At 37.7% G+C, this 15,539-nt stretch carries 14 protein-coding genes and 1 other RNA gene; 8 read left to right on the top strand and 7 right to left on the bottom strand.

The window, feature by feature from the left end; translation table 11 throughout:
* Positions 1-66: 66 nt before the first annotated feature.
* Together MTCD1_RS10590 and MTCD1_RS10585 are read right to left on the bottom strand one after the other, a co-directional pair.
* Entirely contained in the window at positions 67-462 is a 396-nt protein-coding gene (locus tag MTCD1_RS10590) for an RnfH family protein (protein WP_057181784.1), read from the bottom strand.
* Between the two features lie 2 nt (positions 463-464).
* Positions 465-905 carry a type II toxin-antitoxin system RatA family toxin gene (locus tag MTCD1_RS10585; RefSeq protein WP_057181785.1) on the bottom strand — a complete coding sequence of 147 codons (441 nt, stop codon included), beginning with the start codon at positions 903-905 and terminating at the stop codon, positions 465-467.
* Between the two features lie 184 nt (positions 906-1,089).
* Here MTCD1_RS10585 and smpB point away from each other — a divergent pair, with 184 nt between their 5' ends.
* Positions 1,090-1,581 carry an SsrA-binding protein SmpB gene (smpB, locus tag MTCD1_RS10580; RefSeq protein WP_057181831.1) on the top strand — a complete coding sequence of 164 codons (492 nt, stop codon included), beginning with the start codon at positions 1,090-1,092 and terminating at the stop codon, positions 1,579-1,581.
* A 118-nt stretch (positions 1,582-1,699) separates the two neighbouring features.
* Positions 1,700-2,049, top strand: a transfer-messenger RNA (tmRNA) gene (gene ssrA, locus MTCD1_RS10575).
* Positions 2,050-2,364: 315 nt separating this feature from the next.
* Here the strand turns inward: ssrA and MTCD1_RS10570 are convergent.
* From MTCD1_RS10570 to MTCD1_RS10560, 3 genes are all read right to left on the bottom strand, one after another.
* Positions 2,365-3,564 (bottom strand): IS4 family transposase, encoded by a 1,200-nt coding sequence (locus tag MTCD1_RS10570; RefSeq protein ID WP_057181786.1) that lies wholly within the window; start codon positions 3,562-3,564, stop codon positions 2,365-2,367.
* 146 nt (positions 3,565-3,710) lie between these two features.
* Positions 3,711-4,052: a hypothetical protein gene (locus MTCD1_RS10565; RefSeq protein WP_231733070.1), complete on the bottom strand. Its 342-nt coding sequence runs from the start codon at positions 4,050-4,052 to the stop codon at positions 3,711-3,713.
* A 347-nt stretch (positions 4,053-4,399) separates the two neighbouring features.
* The gene (locus MTCD1_RS10560) at positions 4,400-5,404 is read right to left on the bottom strand and encodes an SEL1-like repeat protein (protein WP_057181788.1); all 1,005 of its coding nucleotides are present in this window, start codon (positions 5,402-5,404) and stop codon (positions 4,400-4,402) included.
* Positions 5,405-5,849: 445 nt separating this feature from the next.
* Between MTCD1_RS10560 and MTCD1_RS10555 the strand changes: the two genes are divergently transcribed.
* Both MTCD1_RS10555 and MTCD1_RS10550 read left to right on the top strand, forming a co-directional pair.
* On the top strand, positions 5,850-6,542 hold the full coding sequence (locus tag MTCD1_RS10555; protein ID WP_057181789.1) for a VC0807 family protein: 693 nt from the start codon (positions 5,850-5,852) through the stop codon (positions 6,540-6,542).
* Between the two features lie 598 nt (positions 6,543-7,140).
* Positions 7,141-9,240, top strand: a complete 2,100-nt coding sequence (locus tag MTCD1_RS10550) for a spermidine synthase (RefSeq protein ID WP_057181790.1) — start codon at positions 7,141-7,143, stop codon at positions 9,238-9,240.
* Between the two features lie 93 nt (positions 9,241-9,333).
* Here MTCD1_RS10550 and MTCD1_RS10545 read toward each other — a convergent pair whose 3' ends face one another.
* Both MTCD1_RS10545 and zntR read right to left on the bottom strand, forming a co-directional pair.
* Positions 9,334-10,596 carry an SO_0444 family Cu/Zn efflux transporter gene (locus MTCD1_RS10545; RefSeq protein WP_057181791.1) on the bottom strand — a complete coding sequence of 421 codons (1,263 nt, stop codon included), beginning with the start codon at positions 10,594-10,596 and terminating at the stop codon, positions 9,334-9,336.
* On the bottom strand, positions 10,577-10,996 hold the full coding sequence (gene zntR, locus MTCD1_RS10540) for a Zn(2+)-responsive transcriptional regulator (protein ID WP_057181792.1): 420 nt from the start codon (positions 10,994-10,996) through the stop codon (positions 10,577-10,579). The genes MTCD1_RS10545 and zntR overlap by 20 nt, the downstream gene beginning before the upstream one ends.
* A gap of 432 nt (positions 10,997-11,428) precedes the next feature.
* On the opposite strand from zntR, the gene MTCD1_RS10535 reads away from it, so the two are divergent.
* The 4 genes from MTCD1_RS10535 (at position 11,429) to cydB (ending at position 15,419) form a co-directional block, all read left to right on the top strand.
* Entirely contained in the window at positions 11,429-11,986 is a 558-nt protein-coding gene (locus tag MTCD1_RS10535; protein WP_057181793.1) for a phosphoribosyltransferase, read from the top strand.
* Between the two features lie 377 nt (positions 11,987-12,363).
* Positions 12,364-12,915: a GbsR/MarR family transcriptional regulator gene (locus MTCD1_RS10530; protein WP_057181794.1), complete on the top strand. Its 552-nt coding sequence runs from the start codon at positions 12,364-12,366 to the stop codon at positions 12,913-12,915.
* Positions 12,916-13,027: 112 nt separating this feature from the next.
* On the top strand, positions 13,028-14,428 hold the full coding sequence (locus MTCD1_RS10525; RefSeq protein WP_057181795.1) for a cytochrome ubiquinol oxidase subunit I: 1,401 nt from the start codon (positions 13,028-13,030) through the stop codon (positions 14,426-14,428).
* Positions 14,421-15,419 (top strand): cytochrome d ubiquinol oxidase subunit II, encoded by a 999-nt coding sequence (cydB, locus tag MTCD1_RS10520; RefSeq protein WP_057181796.1) that lies wholly within the window; start codon positions 14,421-14,423, stop codon positions 15,417-15,419. Before MTCD1_RS10525 ends, cydB begins: the two co-directional genes overlap by 8 nt.
* Positions 15,420-15,539 lie beyond the last annotated feature (120 nt).

Here is a 15,539-nt window from a genome sequence, read left to right as displayed (position 1 = left end):
AAAACGGCCTTTATGCCGTTTTTTATTGCCTTAAGCTATGCCTGAACATAGCCAGAAATTGAGTCACTAGGTCTTTGCCTTAACTCGTAGTGGGTTAACCCGACCACCGGTTGTTTTATCTGCTCGACCTTCTCGCTTGGCTTTTTCTGCCCGACGTTTCCTTACGTCTTTAGGGTCAGCAAGAAGGGGACGATACACTTCAATTCTATCGAGATCATTGATAAAATCTGCTAGTTTTACCGCCCTATTCCACACCCCTACTTTATTAACCTTTAAATCTATTTCAGGGAATAAATCAATTATTCCTGACTCGATAATGGCTTGTTCTACTGTAGTTCCCTTGGCAAGTACTAAAGTTAATATTTTTTGCTTGTGCGGAACACCATAAACAACTTCAATGCTGACTTTATCCACGACTATTACGTCATTAATATGTTTTAACGCCGTACTATCAACGGTCATAATTAACCATTAACTCCGTATATTTCTTTGGCTCGTTGCGTAAACACTTGTACCAAGCTGTTACTAAAATGGCTAAAAACTTTACCAAAGGCTAATGAAACGAGTTTATTTGAAAACTCATATTCTAACTCTAAGCTTATTTTGCAAGCGTCATCAGACAAGGGCGTTAGTAACCAATAGCCTTCAAGACTTTTAAAGGGTCCATCAACCAGAGATAGCTTTATTTTTTCATTAGAGATCATAGTATTTTTAGTAGTGAACCATTTACTTAACCCCCCCTTGGAGACAAGTAAGGCTGCAGTTACCGTGTTATCATCTTGAGAAATAATTTTACTGTCATTACAATCCGGTAAAAAAGTAGGGTAAGCGACAATATCATTTATTAACTGATACATTTGTTCAACACTGTGCATAACTAACGCACTACGACTTATGGTTGGCATTCTCTCTTCACCTTTTTCACCTATTGCTCACAAAATAATGGCACCATCATAACAAAACACAGCTAAAATCGCATTAATCTAGTCATTTTTCTAAAAAACACTGATTTGCCATGTAAAAAAGCCTTTATGTCGGTATAATCACCGCGCTTGCTGCTTGTTATGGCAACGAAAAATGGAACAAAAAATGGCTAAAAAGAAATCTAAAAATAAATCCAATAGCAATACCATCGCTTTAAATAAAAAGGCTAGGCACAACTATAGCCTAACCGATAAGTTTGAAGCGGGTATGAGTTTGCAAGGTTGGGAAGTTAAAAGCATAAGAAGTGGTAAAGTTAACATTTCTGATTGTTACGTCCATATAAAAAATCGAGAAGCCTATTTACTAGGTGCTGAAATAATGCCCCTTAATGCGGCCTCTAGTCATGTTGTATGTGATCCGAACCGCGATAGAAAATTATTACTTAATCAACGAGAACTAGATAAACTTATTGGTGCTGTTGAACGTGACGGTTATTCTTTGATTGCCACCGCCATGTATTGGAAGCAATGTTGGGTAAAACTAGAGTTCTATTTAGGTAAAGGTAAGAAAGATCACGATAAACGTGCTGATATTAAAGACCGAGAGTGGGCTGTTGATAAAGGTCGTTTAATGAAAAACAAAAACTTGGATCGTTAACTTGTTCGACAAGTGGTTAAAAAATACCACGTTGTCTATTTAAGTTAAGCGCTGTATACTGTGTTTATAGGCATTTCGAGCCTAGACTTAGAAAAGAAATAGAAAACTGTAAAACTTTGGGGCGGATCTAGGATTCGACAAGATTCACGAAACCCAAGGTGCATGTCCAGGGGCGGTTGGCCTGGTAAAAAGCCGTAAAACTATAATTGCTAACGACGAAACGTTCGCACTAGCCGCTTAGGCTAGCCATCACCTCGAAATCTCACCTATTGGTTAGAGGATTGATGGTCACCCCAAATAGGTTAGCGAGGGAAGTTTGCTTGAGACTGAACCGCGAAATAGTATCGAGCTCACCATGACGAAGCCTGTCGCTTGGCGTCCAATTGGTTAAATAAATGAGCGACTAAACATGTAGTACCGAGGATGTAGGCTTTTTGGACGGGGGTTCGATTCCCCCCCGCTCCACCAAATAAAGACCTTTTTAATCCATTAGTTATACCTAGTAACTTTTAGATTTGGCCATAGACAGACTATTGTTTATGATAAGAAACCGCTACTTTTTTTACAAGTTGCGGTTTTTTTATGCCTGAAATTTGTTATAAACGCCAAGGTACTTATTTTTATAGATACCCATGATAATTAGTAATCACCACAATTTATATAAGTGGTCTGATAAGCTTTTCATTACTATTTAGCTTGAGTTTGTTTCCTTGCTTGAACGTGTCGCGATGGCGACGACAAATTATTTAACGTTACCTCTGCCCCTGAGGGATCCCCACGAATTTATAGGTACAATTCATAGCTACATCCTTTAATTAAAAGATGAATTTTTTCTAGTGCGTAATGAATATGTATCAGCGTGAGCTTTAGCTTTTTATCTGCTATCGCTCTTAGTCCAATAAAGTGAAACGACAAAACGCGACGATTTTTAACTGTATTCGCCTGATATTGATACTGTTGCTTCATCAAAACCACCGCGATACCAATAAGAATAAGCACTAAGCTTGCAATAACATTTAAAAAAAGTAATATCGCAAGACGTGCTGGTTTGTAACTTTGACTTGCGTTATAACCTAGCCCGAAAGTTGAGCTTTTCATGTCTCTAAAGCCTTCTTCAATCTGCATTCTAGTTCGATAGATGGCCACTACTCTTCTCGCTAATCCAGGTTTTTGTTTTAACGATGTACTAATAAGCCAAGGATCCTTGCCTCCCTTAGCATGCTGCTTTGATTGCGAAGACGCATGTGGTATTCCCTGTCGGTTCATGTGGTGACGCCCTTTAGCCGGACTATTGTAAAGCACCAACCGACATTTTAAGGGTTTATAGCGAGTTATACTGCCGTTGAATGACTTAGGTACTTGAGTCGCTTTTTTATACATTTTTGTAATACATTGCCAATCATCACGCTCATCAATGATATAAAAGTTAGGCTTGCGAGTGCGACCTAAAAAGTCCCACCCTAAACTTAGCACTTGTCTAAACCAAGGCGCCTTAAAGCCCGCATCGGTAACAACAATGGGCTTACAATCGATAGGTAGAATGGACTTTAGCCTTGCTAAAAATGATAAATGTGTCGCTGGTTTTTCTTTGGTTTTAAGCGGGTGCACTTCTTGATAAACAGTGATGGGGCGACCATCTAAAGCAACAGAAGCTCTAATTAAAAAGTTTCGTTTAGATACATCTAAATCTGACCAGTCAACATGGATCACAGGCCTATTTGTGGCAATAAAACGGGATGAAATATCACGATAAATATTAAGCAATTCTGATTGTAAGTGAGGGTTAGAGCAAAGCCTATCTGAGCGTTTAATATTGTGTTTTTCTTTAGCGGAAGAGTTAATTCCTCGGCCGATATTTGTCACTGAGCAGTGAGAGCCTGCAAGTAAGCTTTGTACACAAGAAGAAACCGCATCACGGCGTACCTTATGCATATTTTGGGTGACATTAGACAATAAATTATTCAATATAGTAGACGCATTCATGGTAACTCTTGGTTTTGGTTAGTTTTGTTTGGCGATAGATCTGATCATCCAATGCCATGAATGTTCCATTTACTTTTAAAATAAATGCTAATCATTTGAATTTTAATAATTATTCGTGGGGATACCTCAGCCTCTGCCCCCAATTATTACAGAGGAAAAGCGACAACCCAATCAGAGCTCTCATCACCTTGTTTATCAAATTTATATTTAACCGAAGAAAAACCACAGACTTTTACAAGACCATTAAAGTCAAACGGTTGTTTTGCTCCTGCTTTTGATTCCATGAATGCAGCATCGCTTGGTATAATAATTTTCTCATGTTCGGCTGAGATTACAAATGCGGCTTCAGCCAATATGAGATCATTATTATGACGTTTGATAACCTCAGCATTCCCTAAACTGTTTCCATCTAAATCTCTAAACTCAAACTCTTCTGGATGATTAATTTCAATAACCTCACCGTCATTAAGTTGATAGGTAATTAACATGTTTACCATTGTTTATTCTCCAAATTTAATTTATTTGTTGGTGACTTAGAGGCTTTGCTCGACCATAACCTAGTAAGCCAATCTGATGACATATTACCTTAAAATAACAAACTATTATTGATATGAACACACCTAAAGTCAGATACTGCTGTTAATAAAGAGTTAGTCATCAAAGTCCGAGAAGCTGATGTTAGAATAACTATTAACAGTGAGTGTCCTAGTTAATTTCAGACTTAGGCATAATAACCACTAAACTTAACCAAGGTAAATTAAGCTTAGTTTATTGATTTAAATAGACAACAGTTATTATGGCTGGCCTAATAAGTTACTTTTTATTAGCCAGTTCATTAAAATCCTACTTCGATGAGTTCTGCATTAAAGGCGGCTACATCGCAATCTTCACTAACACTACAGTGTTTAGTATAAAATTCTATTGCCAAATCATAGCCTTTTAATGCTGCTATTTTTGACCACTCTAATGCTTGGTCTATTTTATTGCTGTCAAGATACAAACGAGCTAAATTAAGTTGGCCTTGAACATAACCTTTATTGGCCGATTCCAAGAAAAATCTCTCGGCGTCTTCTAAATTTGCTTGAATATCAGTACGTAACATAAAAGATAAACCGATTCTATTTTCACGATAACCTTCTACCTTCCTATTAACACCGAGGTTTGGTGTCAGTACTATGGTGCCAAACAACTTTGAGTTTTTCGGACGTAGCACCAACAATACCGTCTCGTTTTGATAAAGGTTAATAAGTTTCTCGCGGGTAAATACATGATGCTTTTTATTGAAATACTTGTCATTTAAGACCTTGGCACCTCGAATGTCACTTGCTAAAGAGGACTCGTTTTCAAAAAGAAAGCGTGAAAACACCAAAGAAACTGTGTTAGGAGTAAGGCTGACCACCTTGCCCAAGACATACTTTTTATTGGGTATTATTTTATCGTTAATACTCGTTTGATTAATATAATAAAAATCATTAATTTTAGGGCTTTCAATATATTCTTTACTGAGAAAACTGGCCTGATATTTATCATACTGCCAATAAGACAACGCCAGTAAAACCATAATAATGCCAGAATACATGGGGATCAAGGCATATGATTTGAATAGTTTTTTCCTAAGTGTTTTATAAGCAGACGATGAAAGTGAGTCGACATCAAAAGAGCTATCACACTGGTTACAGACGATATTGATGGATTTTTTAACTGGGAAAAAGGGTATACTTTCTATATAAAAATACGCATAAGTCAGTTTTCCAATAACTTTATGCTGCTTAGAACTACAAGACTGGCATGTTAAGTGATCAATAGTGATCTTTTTAAATTCAATTTGTTTATATTCCATTGGAGTAACCTTGTAATTTACCAACTAATAGTATTGATTAGCTAGGTTTTATCTATATAAATTGATTGTATCATCAGAGACAGAGCCAGATGTAAAAAACCACGCACGAAGTGGTGAATTGAACCTTTGTTAGAACAGCCTAATTATAAAATTAAAGTGCAGGTATTATTAGCAAAGATTGAAGCCGTTAAACACAAATTTTAACACCAGACATATATGGATGCTATATCCTCTTCCTGCTATAATCTGGTGTCTGCTATATCCTCTTTCTGCTATATTCTCTATTACGTAAGTAAAATCTAATACTGAGCTATGAAATAATTGAGGGGATTTGCTAGAAGCTATTTCCTATTCAAGAAGATCACACTCATATAGATGCCACAGCTCAAACAATGATAACTGCATTTAAACCTAATTAAGGTTTAATTTTTAGAACGGAATAAAGATGACAACTGAAAAACCGAAAAACAAGCCATTCGTGGAAATAATATTTAATGTAGCCTTACCTTCTTGGGTTCTAATGAAGTTTTCCAGTCCTGAGTATTTCGGTGTAGTAGCAGGATTAATCATAGCCTTAGCATTCCCTCTTGGGTATGCCGTTTATGATTACCTTCGAACTAAAAAAATGAACCTAATATCTATATTTGGCTTTTTAAGTACCCTATTAACCGGTGGGATTGCGTTGTTTGAGTTAAGTGTCCATTGGCTCGCAATAAAAGAAGCCTCTATACCGGCGTTAATCGCGGTGTTTGTCCTGTTCTCTGGTGTGTATGGTAAACCTTTAATCGCAAAATTATTATTGAATAAATCGATGTTTAAGGTCGAACTGATATATGAAAAACTTCATGAATTAGGGCAGACCGAGGCATTTAAAGCTAAAATAGGCTTTGCTAATAAGTTATTGGCATTAACGTTTATCTTTTCAGCCGTAATGAATTATCTATTAGCAACCTGGCTTGTAACGAGTCCAGCAGGTACCGTCTCTTTTAATGAAGAACTTGGTCATATGACCTTAATGAGTTATCCAATCATTGCAATACCATCAATGATAATGCTTGGTGGCCTTATGTTTTATGTTACAAAGGTAATAAATAATTTAACTGGTTATAAATTTACTGATTTATTGGTAGAACAATAAATCAGTGGCAGTAAAAAATCACAAGGTAAATGTAAAACCCAAAATACTGCCTTTTTTATTGCGGAAATATCTGCCAAAACAAGTAATAGCAGCTAATGTTGGGGGGAATGGACTCTGTTCAACTCAAAAGCTGCTTTTCATTCAACAGCAGACCCATTGGAAAATCATGATAAAAGAGCATTAGATATATCATTGCAAGTGCCAGATGCCTTTAATTATAAAACCTATTATGTTGTACTGACTAAACATGCGCTACTCCGTTTAATAATACGCGGTCAGGCGTCCATCGTTAACCCGCATGAATTATACAATTACCTTGAAAAATAACGAAAGAGCTTATTTTTACCTCATTATTTTTAGCAAGTAATACAGCAGGAACAGGTAAGGCTGAAGATGTGAATAGGCTGCGAACAAGGTAATTTTTCAATATGATTCTGCTATAAAATATTTCCCTGAGTGCTTGCTTCAAGATCATAGTTTCCTCACGTATTGTGAATGAAAATCGACAACTAGAGCACTACCAAAAAGCTAAGCTATCAGTTAATATTCGCTCCCCAGATTAATTACCCCCAGTTGACTAAGGAAAACAATTAGAAAAATGCTGTATTTATTTGTTATTTTTGTTGGAGCGTTTTTATTATTTCAACTTCAACCATTAATTGCCAAATTGATTTTACCTTTGTTTGGCGGTGGGGCGGCAATATGGACTGCCTGCTTGTTGTTTTTTCAAGGCTTTTTATTATTAGGCTATTTATATTCACATTATCTGACCAAACTGAATAAGTTAAAGACCCAAGTGATAGTACACGTAACTTTATTGATGATGAGTTTGCTGTTTTTACCACTGGCATTGAATTTCAATTTTAAGCAATATTTATCAACAATAATGGGTGACTCGCCATTATTTGAAATTGTTTTTATTTTAATACTTTCAATAGGCTTGCCCTATTTTTTATTATCATCAACCGGGCCCTTAGTGCAAAGGTGGTTGACCTATAAAGATAGTGCCAAGCTACCTTATAAGCTTTATTCCTTATCCAATACAGCCTCTTTATTAGCGTTGTTGAGTTACCCTTTTATTTTTGAGCCACAATTTACCCTGAGCAATCAAATACTCATTTGGTCAATTGGTTATACCATTTTTGTTTTAGGGTTTGTCAGTTTAGCGTTAGTCATGTTTAAACAAACACACTTAGCGACAAATATGTTAGCCGCTAATATTAAAACCGACGTTAAAAAATGTAGTAAAACGGTGATTGCCTTATGGTTGATGTTATCCGCCACTGGGGTGGTGTTATTAGTATCAACGACTAATGCCATGACACAAAATATCCCGCCAATGCCTTTTTTATGGATATTACCTCTGTGTATTTATTTGCTTACTTTTATTATTAGCTTTCATAGTCCTCGTTGGTATGTACGCTGGTATTGGTTTGTTTTATTTGTAATTAGCTCTTTTACTGCTATTTTTATGTTTTTTATTGGCTCTCAATTCGACATTATTTCTCAAGTCGTTATTTATTGCGTGATATTATTTTCTGCTTGCATGCTTTGTCACGGGGAGTTAGCAAGACTTAAACCATCGATAGAGCACTTAACCTTATTTTATTTAAACATGTCTTTAGGTGGTTTTTTAGGTAGTGCTTTTGTTGCTTTTGTCGCTCAAAATTTATTCACTCAGTTTTTAGAGTTTCCTTTGGCTATTTTAGCGGTTTATTTGTTGTTTTATTTTTGCTCCCAAGTTAACAATCACCTTGAGGAACATACTTCTGCCCAAGACGTTAATCGCCATAAAGTTCTCTTTCGTGACCAATTATTAGCCCGGGTAAGCCTAGTATCAGCGTTGCTTTTATTTGTATTTTTTAGCTACCTTAATAATTTGTTTGCCGAAAGTAATATCGATAGTAGTCGGAATTTTTATGGTATTTTAAGTGTGAAAGATGTAAAAATTAATAATATTCTAGAGCGTAGGTTAATTGATGGCAGTACCTCTCATGGCACTCAATATTTAGTTACTAACCTTAATAATAAGGAGGTTAGTTATGATGTTACGCCAAGAAGCTATTACCGTAAAAATACTGGCGTGGCTATTGCGTTAGAACAAATAAGGGCAACCTTGCCATTAAAGGTCGGTATTATTGGTCTTGGTGCGGGAACTCTGGCCGCTTATGGTCAATCTGGTGATGAATATAGGTTTTATGAATTAAATCCTGATGTACTGTTAATGGCAAATAAACATTTTAGCTATTTGTCGAAATCAAAAGCTAAGGTTGAAATAATACTAGGTGATGGTAGGGTTTCATTGGCGAATGAAGAAAATAACAATTTTGATGTTTTAGTGGTTGATGCTTTTTCTGGTGATTCAATACCGACCCATTTACTGACGGTAGAAGCCTTAGTTATTTATTTTCAGCAATTAAAATTTGACGGTGTTTTAGCTATTCATATATCCAATAGTCATTTAGATTTAACTCGGCTGACTATTGGACTTGCCGACGCATTTAATAAACAAGCGTTATACTTTAAAACAACAAGAGATAAAAATAATAATGAGGCTGAGTGGGTATTATTAACGAATAATGCTTCATTCATCAATAATGCTATTGTCAGGCGTTACGCTAGTAACTGGCCTCACAGTACCAAAAAACCATTAGTTTGGACGGATGATTATAGTAATTTATTGTCGGTGCTGAAATAATTACCTCAGCACATTAACATAAGGTAATTATGAAAAAAAACAAATAAAAAGCAGCTATTACTTAGCTGCTTTTTTTTTGCGTAACCCTGCTGGTTAACTTTTTAATGCTTGCCTCTTAGGGGCAAACTTTAACACCAACAATCTCACTAGCAGTAACACCAGAATCAAGGCAAAAGATTGTGATAACCAATTGGGCAACACTTCATGGTGTTCCCCTAACATAGGTGCCACTTCAATGTCGAAATGCTCCACTAACATATCGGTTAAAAAACCAAAAGCAATAGCAACACCAATAACGCCAGTTAAATAAGAGGCTACCGCCCGCTTACCCAGCTCACTTGCTACCACGCCAAGGGTGGCGATATTTGTCGCGGGCCCTGCGAGCATAAAGACCAACACGGCTCCGGGTGAAACACCCGACAATAATAAACCGGCGGCAATAGGTGTTGATGCGGTAGCACAGACATACATAGGGATAGAAATTAAAATCACTACAATCATGGCTAATAGACCGCTACCCCATTGGCTAAAAAAGCTTAGCGGTATATAAGTTTGCACCAGAGCGGCGAATGCCAAACCAATTATTAACCATTTTGCCGTGTCATTTAACAGCTTAGTACAACTAAAGGCTAGGGCTTGCTTTAACTTGTTAAAAACAGACCCTTGAGCAGAATCATGCTCGTCCCCTTTGGTACTGCAACAAGTGTCTGCCGATGCTTTGCTTACCTTTTGTTGAGGCTCTTGTTGAAGCGCAAGCTGCGACTCTGGTGGTAATGCTGCATCTGTTGCTAACTTAGCCTCAGATGCACAGCATGAGGTTTTAGTTGCCGCTGTTGGTTTAGCGCAGCAACTTGTTTGCTCACTAGTCTCAGCGACTATAACGTCAGGCTTTGCTTCTTTATCCGCACAACAAGAGCTATCATTATTTTTAGCTTCATGCTGAACTAACTCATCTTTGCTATCACGACCAACCAGAACCCCCGCGACAATTGCACTTGTTATCGCAGCAATAGGCCTGATAATGGCCATAAATGGGCCAAGTAACACATAAGATACCGAGATCGAGTCTATGCCTGTTTCTGGGGTAGAAACGAGAAATGCCGTGGTGGCACTTTTAGAAGCGCCCGCTCGCCTCAGTGCTAAAGCAGCTGGAATAACGCCACATGAACACAGTGGCATAGGTGCGCCAATCAGCGCGGCTTTTATCGTGGTAAGCAGACCATCACTGCCTAGGTGTTTAATGAGGAAATCCTTTGGTAGATAAACATTAATTAAGCCCGCGATCAATAAACCTAACATTAACCAAGGGGCCGACAGGACAAACAACTGCCAAAAATTACTTACTAATAATTGCATCGACATTCTCCAGTGCAGATAAAATTGAACAGTGAGTTGCTTCTTCTTCGCCACCACAACAAGCCGCAACTAATAATTCCAGTGAGCCTTTAAAACATGCCAGCTCGGCTATTTTATTATTTACTTGGCTAAGTTTTTGCTCGGTAAATGATTTGACTTCAGCACAACTATGACTGGCTTTATCAATTTTAATAGAGAGTAAGCCACTGATTTCTTTTAAACTAAAACCAACAGCTTTAGCTCGGATGATAAACTGCATAATCCTCAGTGCTCCCTCATTATATAAACGGTAACCATTATCGGCACGACTGGTCGCGGCTAATAATTTATGTTTTTCATAATACCTTAAGGTATCTGTCGATACCGATAATTTTTGCGCCAGTTCACCTATCCTATACATAATCTATCCCGTATTAAATTCTGTAAAAGTCCAGCCTTAATGAATATCTTACATCATAAAGCTTGGAGTTAACTCCAATGTCAAACAACTATTTAACTATTTATCCTTTTATCATTTTTTAGCCGTTAAAATTTTCCCCCGCCTTTACCGGAAAAACTGCCTGCACTTTTTCAGCTAGTGACTTTTTAACCACATAAACCCAGAAAGTAACCACTTGCGTAATACTCTGCCACCAAGATCAGCGGTAAAGTAATTTAATCGTTTGTGCTCTGCCCTGCGCAAAAAACAAAGGCTATTTTTATGCTTATTTTATAAGGCACACGTTAGTTCCTGTACTTTTGTCACATTTTTAATGTTGCTAGCGGTACACTATTTTCCATAGTCAGGTTATAATTAACGCTTATTATTTTTTCAACAAAGGTTTCCTCGGCAATGGAAAAACATTTTATTACCGCACAAGAATTATTAGAAGATTCGTTTCGTGTAGCCGCCAAAGTATTTGAAGATGGCTTTCGTCCACAATTTATCGTCGGCATATGGCGTGGTGGTGCACCTATTGGTATCGCTGTGCAAGAATATTTCGACTTTAAAGGTGTGGAAACTGATCATATTGCCGTTCGTACTTCGTCTTATTATGGGATCAATAAACAAAATAAAGAAATTAAAGTGCACGGCCTGCATTACATTATAGAAAATGCCAACGCCAGCGATGATTTACTCATTGTTGATGATGTCTTTGATTCCGGTCGAAGCATAGATGCACTTATCAAGCAGCTGCAGAAAAATATGCGCAATAATATGCCACAAGATGTTCGTGTTGCTTGTCCTTGGTATAAACCGCAAAATTCAAAAGTAGATTTTGCTCCTGATTACTTTGTTCATACCTCTGATGAATGGTTAGTGTTCCCCCATGAATTATCTGGTTTAACCCCTGATGAAATCATCGCGGGTAAAAAAGATCTCGTCAATATTCACGATTTATTAATCTAGCGTTTGTTTAGTTAAGCGTTAAATCGCTATGAAAAGCATGTCATCAAGACATGCTTTTTTTTTGCCTTAGCTATATTAAAGCCAGTTTTAATCGCTTAGCTTGATAAAGCTCATGGTTTTAGCCAGCAGGATATATGCTGTTCTTTTTAAAAGCCCCTCCGGCAGTACTCCATTACTAGGTTACATTTATCAGCTAATAAAAATTAAATAACAAGTTAATAATTATTTGATAGTAACTTAAATAAACCTTTAATTTTCATGTCAATGTCTTTATTACTTGCTAGGAATAACCCGTACAAAATAGAGCAAATTAATCATTGATCTATATCAATATAAGTTTAAACTTTCAGAAATTACTGAAACTTCAGAACGAACTTATGATACTGGCGTCAAAAATAGAATCTTTTGTTATGCATTGTGGCGAAATGGGCAGCCGATGGGGCTTTAATCGCACTGTCGGTCAAATGTATGGCTTATTAATTATTTATCAAGAGCCGTTAAGTGCTATACAAATCTCTGAGGCACTTAATATCTCTCGTGGCAATGTCAGCATGGGTATTAAGGAGCTGCAATCCTGGCGTTTAGTACAGGTTCAACATAAACCTAAAGACAGAAAAGAGTATTACTCACCTGCAGGCTCTATTTGGGAAATGGCAATTCGGGTCTTTGAAGAGCGCCGTAAACGCGAAATAGACCCAACCCTGTCACTATTGCGCGATAACTTATTAACTGAGCCGACTAATCAACAAGAAGAGTATGCACAAAAGCAGATGCATGAAATTCATGACTTACTCGAAACCGTCACCCATTGGGCCAGTGAACTGCAACGCCTGAGCCCAGAGCAGCTTAATACGCTAATGAAACTAGGCGCTGGGGTAAGTAAAATTATCAACCTTAAAGATAAATTAATTAACAACGGTAAAGTGTGATCTTAACCGTTTTTTATGTGTTTTTTAACTTTCTATAATAAATTACTAACGTTATCAATTTACCCTGCAGCTTATTACCTGCAGGGTAAATGATAAACTAACGGAGTCCATCGTGCTTGAAACGTTAATGCTGTCACGCATTCAGTTTGCCGCCAATATAAGTTTTCATATTCTTTTTCCAGCAATCACCATAGCGTTAAGTTGGTTTTTATTTTTTTTCAAATTACGCTTTGATCAAACCGGCGATCCTGTTTGGATGCGCGCCTATCGATTTTGGGTAAAAATATTTGCTCTCACCTTTGCCATTGGTGTAGTTACTGGCATTACCATGTCATTTCAGTTTGGTACTAACTGGCCCAAGTTTATGGAAACCGTTGGTAATATTGCCGGCCCCTTATTGGGCTACGAAGTATTAACCGCATTTTTTCTCGAAGCGGGTTTTCTCGGTGTTATGTTATTTGGCATAAAAAGAGTTTCCGCTAGAGTACATACTTTATCTACCTTCATTGTTGCCATAGGTACTACCCTGTCCGCCTTTTGGATTATAGCCCTTAACTCTTGGATGCATACCCCCCAAGGCCATGAAATGCGTGATGGTGTTGCTTTTCCAGTAGATTGGTTTGCCATTATTTTTAACCCGTCATTTCCCTATCGTTTAACCCATATGCTTATTGCCTCAGGCTTAACCGCCGCCTTTTTAATCGCGGGTATCAGTGCTTATCGATTACTTAAGGGTGATGATAAAAAAGCCCCAAAACTGACACTAAAAATAGCCTTAACTGTGGCAATGTTTTTAACACCACTACAAATATTTATGGGTGATCTGCATGGTTTAAATACCCTTGAGCATCAGCCACAAAAAATTGCCGCTATGGAAGGAATTTGGCAGACCCAAAAAGGCGCGCCGCTAATACTGTTCGCTATACCTGATGAAGAGCAAAAAAAGAACCACTTTGAAATAGCCATACCAAAACTGGCCAGTTTAATTTTAACTCATGATCTTGAAGGTGAAATAAAGGGTTTAAACGAATTTGAAGGTAATCACCCACCCGTAGCACCCGTATTTTTTGCTTTTCGTATTATGATTAGCATTGGCATGTTAATGCTAATCATCTCTTGGTTTAGCCGAATACAGCTCATGCGTAATAATGTTTTGCCGCGATGGCTGTTAAAAGTATTGGTTGCCATGAGTTTCTCTGGCTGGGTAGCAACATTAGCTGGCTGGTATGTTACTGAAATAGGACGACAACCTTGGTTAGTTACCGGAATTTTAACGGTTAAAGATGCCGCAACTACTATAGCACCTGGCAATGTCGCTTTATCTCTCGTCTTGTATCTCACTTTATATGTGGTGTTAATGACCGCGTATTTACACACACTATTTACCATGGCAAATCGTGCAGTTGAAATTGAAGAAATCACTGATGATGAGAAAGTTAAACCTGTGGTTCACACAGCAATAGCTCACTCAACAAACCAGTCACCGAATACCAAGGAGAATGATAATGTTTGAAGCTAATTCACTGGCAGTCATATTTGTTTCGCTAATGGGCTTGTCGATATTGTTGTACGCCATATTAGATGGCTTTGATTTAGGTGTTGGTATATTGCTACCACTTTCACAAAAAGATGATAGCGATACCATGATCGCCTCTATTGGCCCTTTTTGGGATGCCAATGAAACCTGGCTGGTCTTGGCTATTGGCTTGTTGTTAATTGCTTTTCCATCAGCCCATAGCCACATTTTTAAAGAGCTCTATTTACCCACGGCGGTATTATTAATTAGCTTGATACTACGCGGTGTCGCTTTTGATTTCAGAGCCAAAGCAGCATTTAGCCATAAACCAACCTGGGACAAGGTCTTTAAAGTAGGTTCATTACTCGCAGCCTTGAGCCAAGGTTATATGCTGGGCATGTATGTTATGAGCTTTGAAGACTCTCTAGCAGCTTATGCCTTTAGCTTACTCAGTGCATTAGGTGTTGCAGCTGCCTATGCCTATATTGGTGCATGTTGGCTGATCATGAAAACAGAAGGCGCCTTACAAGTACAAGCGGTAGCTTGGGCTAAAAAGACCGGGGTTATTTGCTTTATCGGCGTAGTGGCTGTTTCAGCGATAAACCCCTTAATTAACCCTGATGTTTTTGCTAAATGGTTTGCTTGGCCGACCACCTTATATATATTGCCTTTACCGGTATTGTGTTTTGCCTTATTTGTTTACAGCTTATTACAGTTGAAAACATTACCTGCTGAAATGGATAAAGGCTGTTGGCGACCTTTTGTTGCTGCTGTTGTTATATTTGCTTTATGCTTTTTTGGTTTTGCCTTTAGCTTCTTCCCCTATATAGTGCCGGGTAAATTAACCATTTGGGAAACCGCAGCAGCGCCTGAATCGTTAAGCTTTTTATTATGGGGAGTGATCATAGTAGTACCCGTGATCTTCAGCTATACCGTCTTCTCATACTGGGTGTTCTGGGGCAAAGTACGAGAGTTGAGATACTATTAACAACGATGTTCTTTAATGACTTATCTAATGAGGTAGGTAGCTAATTAAGTAGCTAGTGAGATGACGAATAGTTAGCTACTTGGCTGCTTAATTAACTCTCAAATTGGTAAAAAAAAGCCC

It is taken from the genome of Colwellia marinimaniae (genome assembly GCF_002207865.1).
Taxonomy (GTDB): domain Bacteria; phylum Pseudomonadota; class Gammaproteobacteria; order Enterobacterales; family Alteromonadaceae; genus Colwellia; species Colwellia marinimaniae.
Note: the sequence above shows the minus strand (reverse complement) of the source record. Positions and strands in the feature narration are given on the sequence as shown.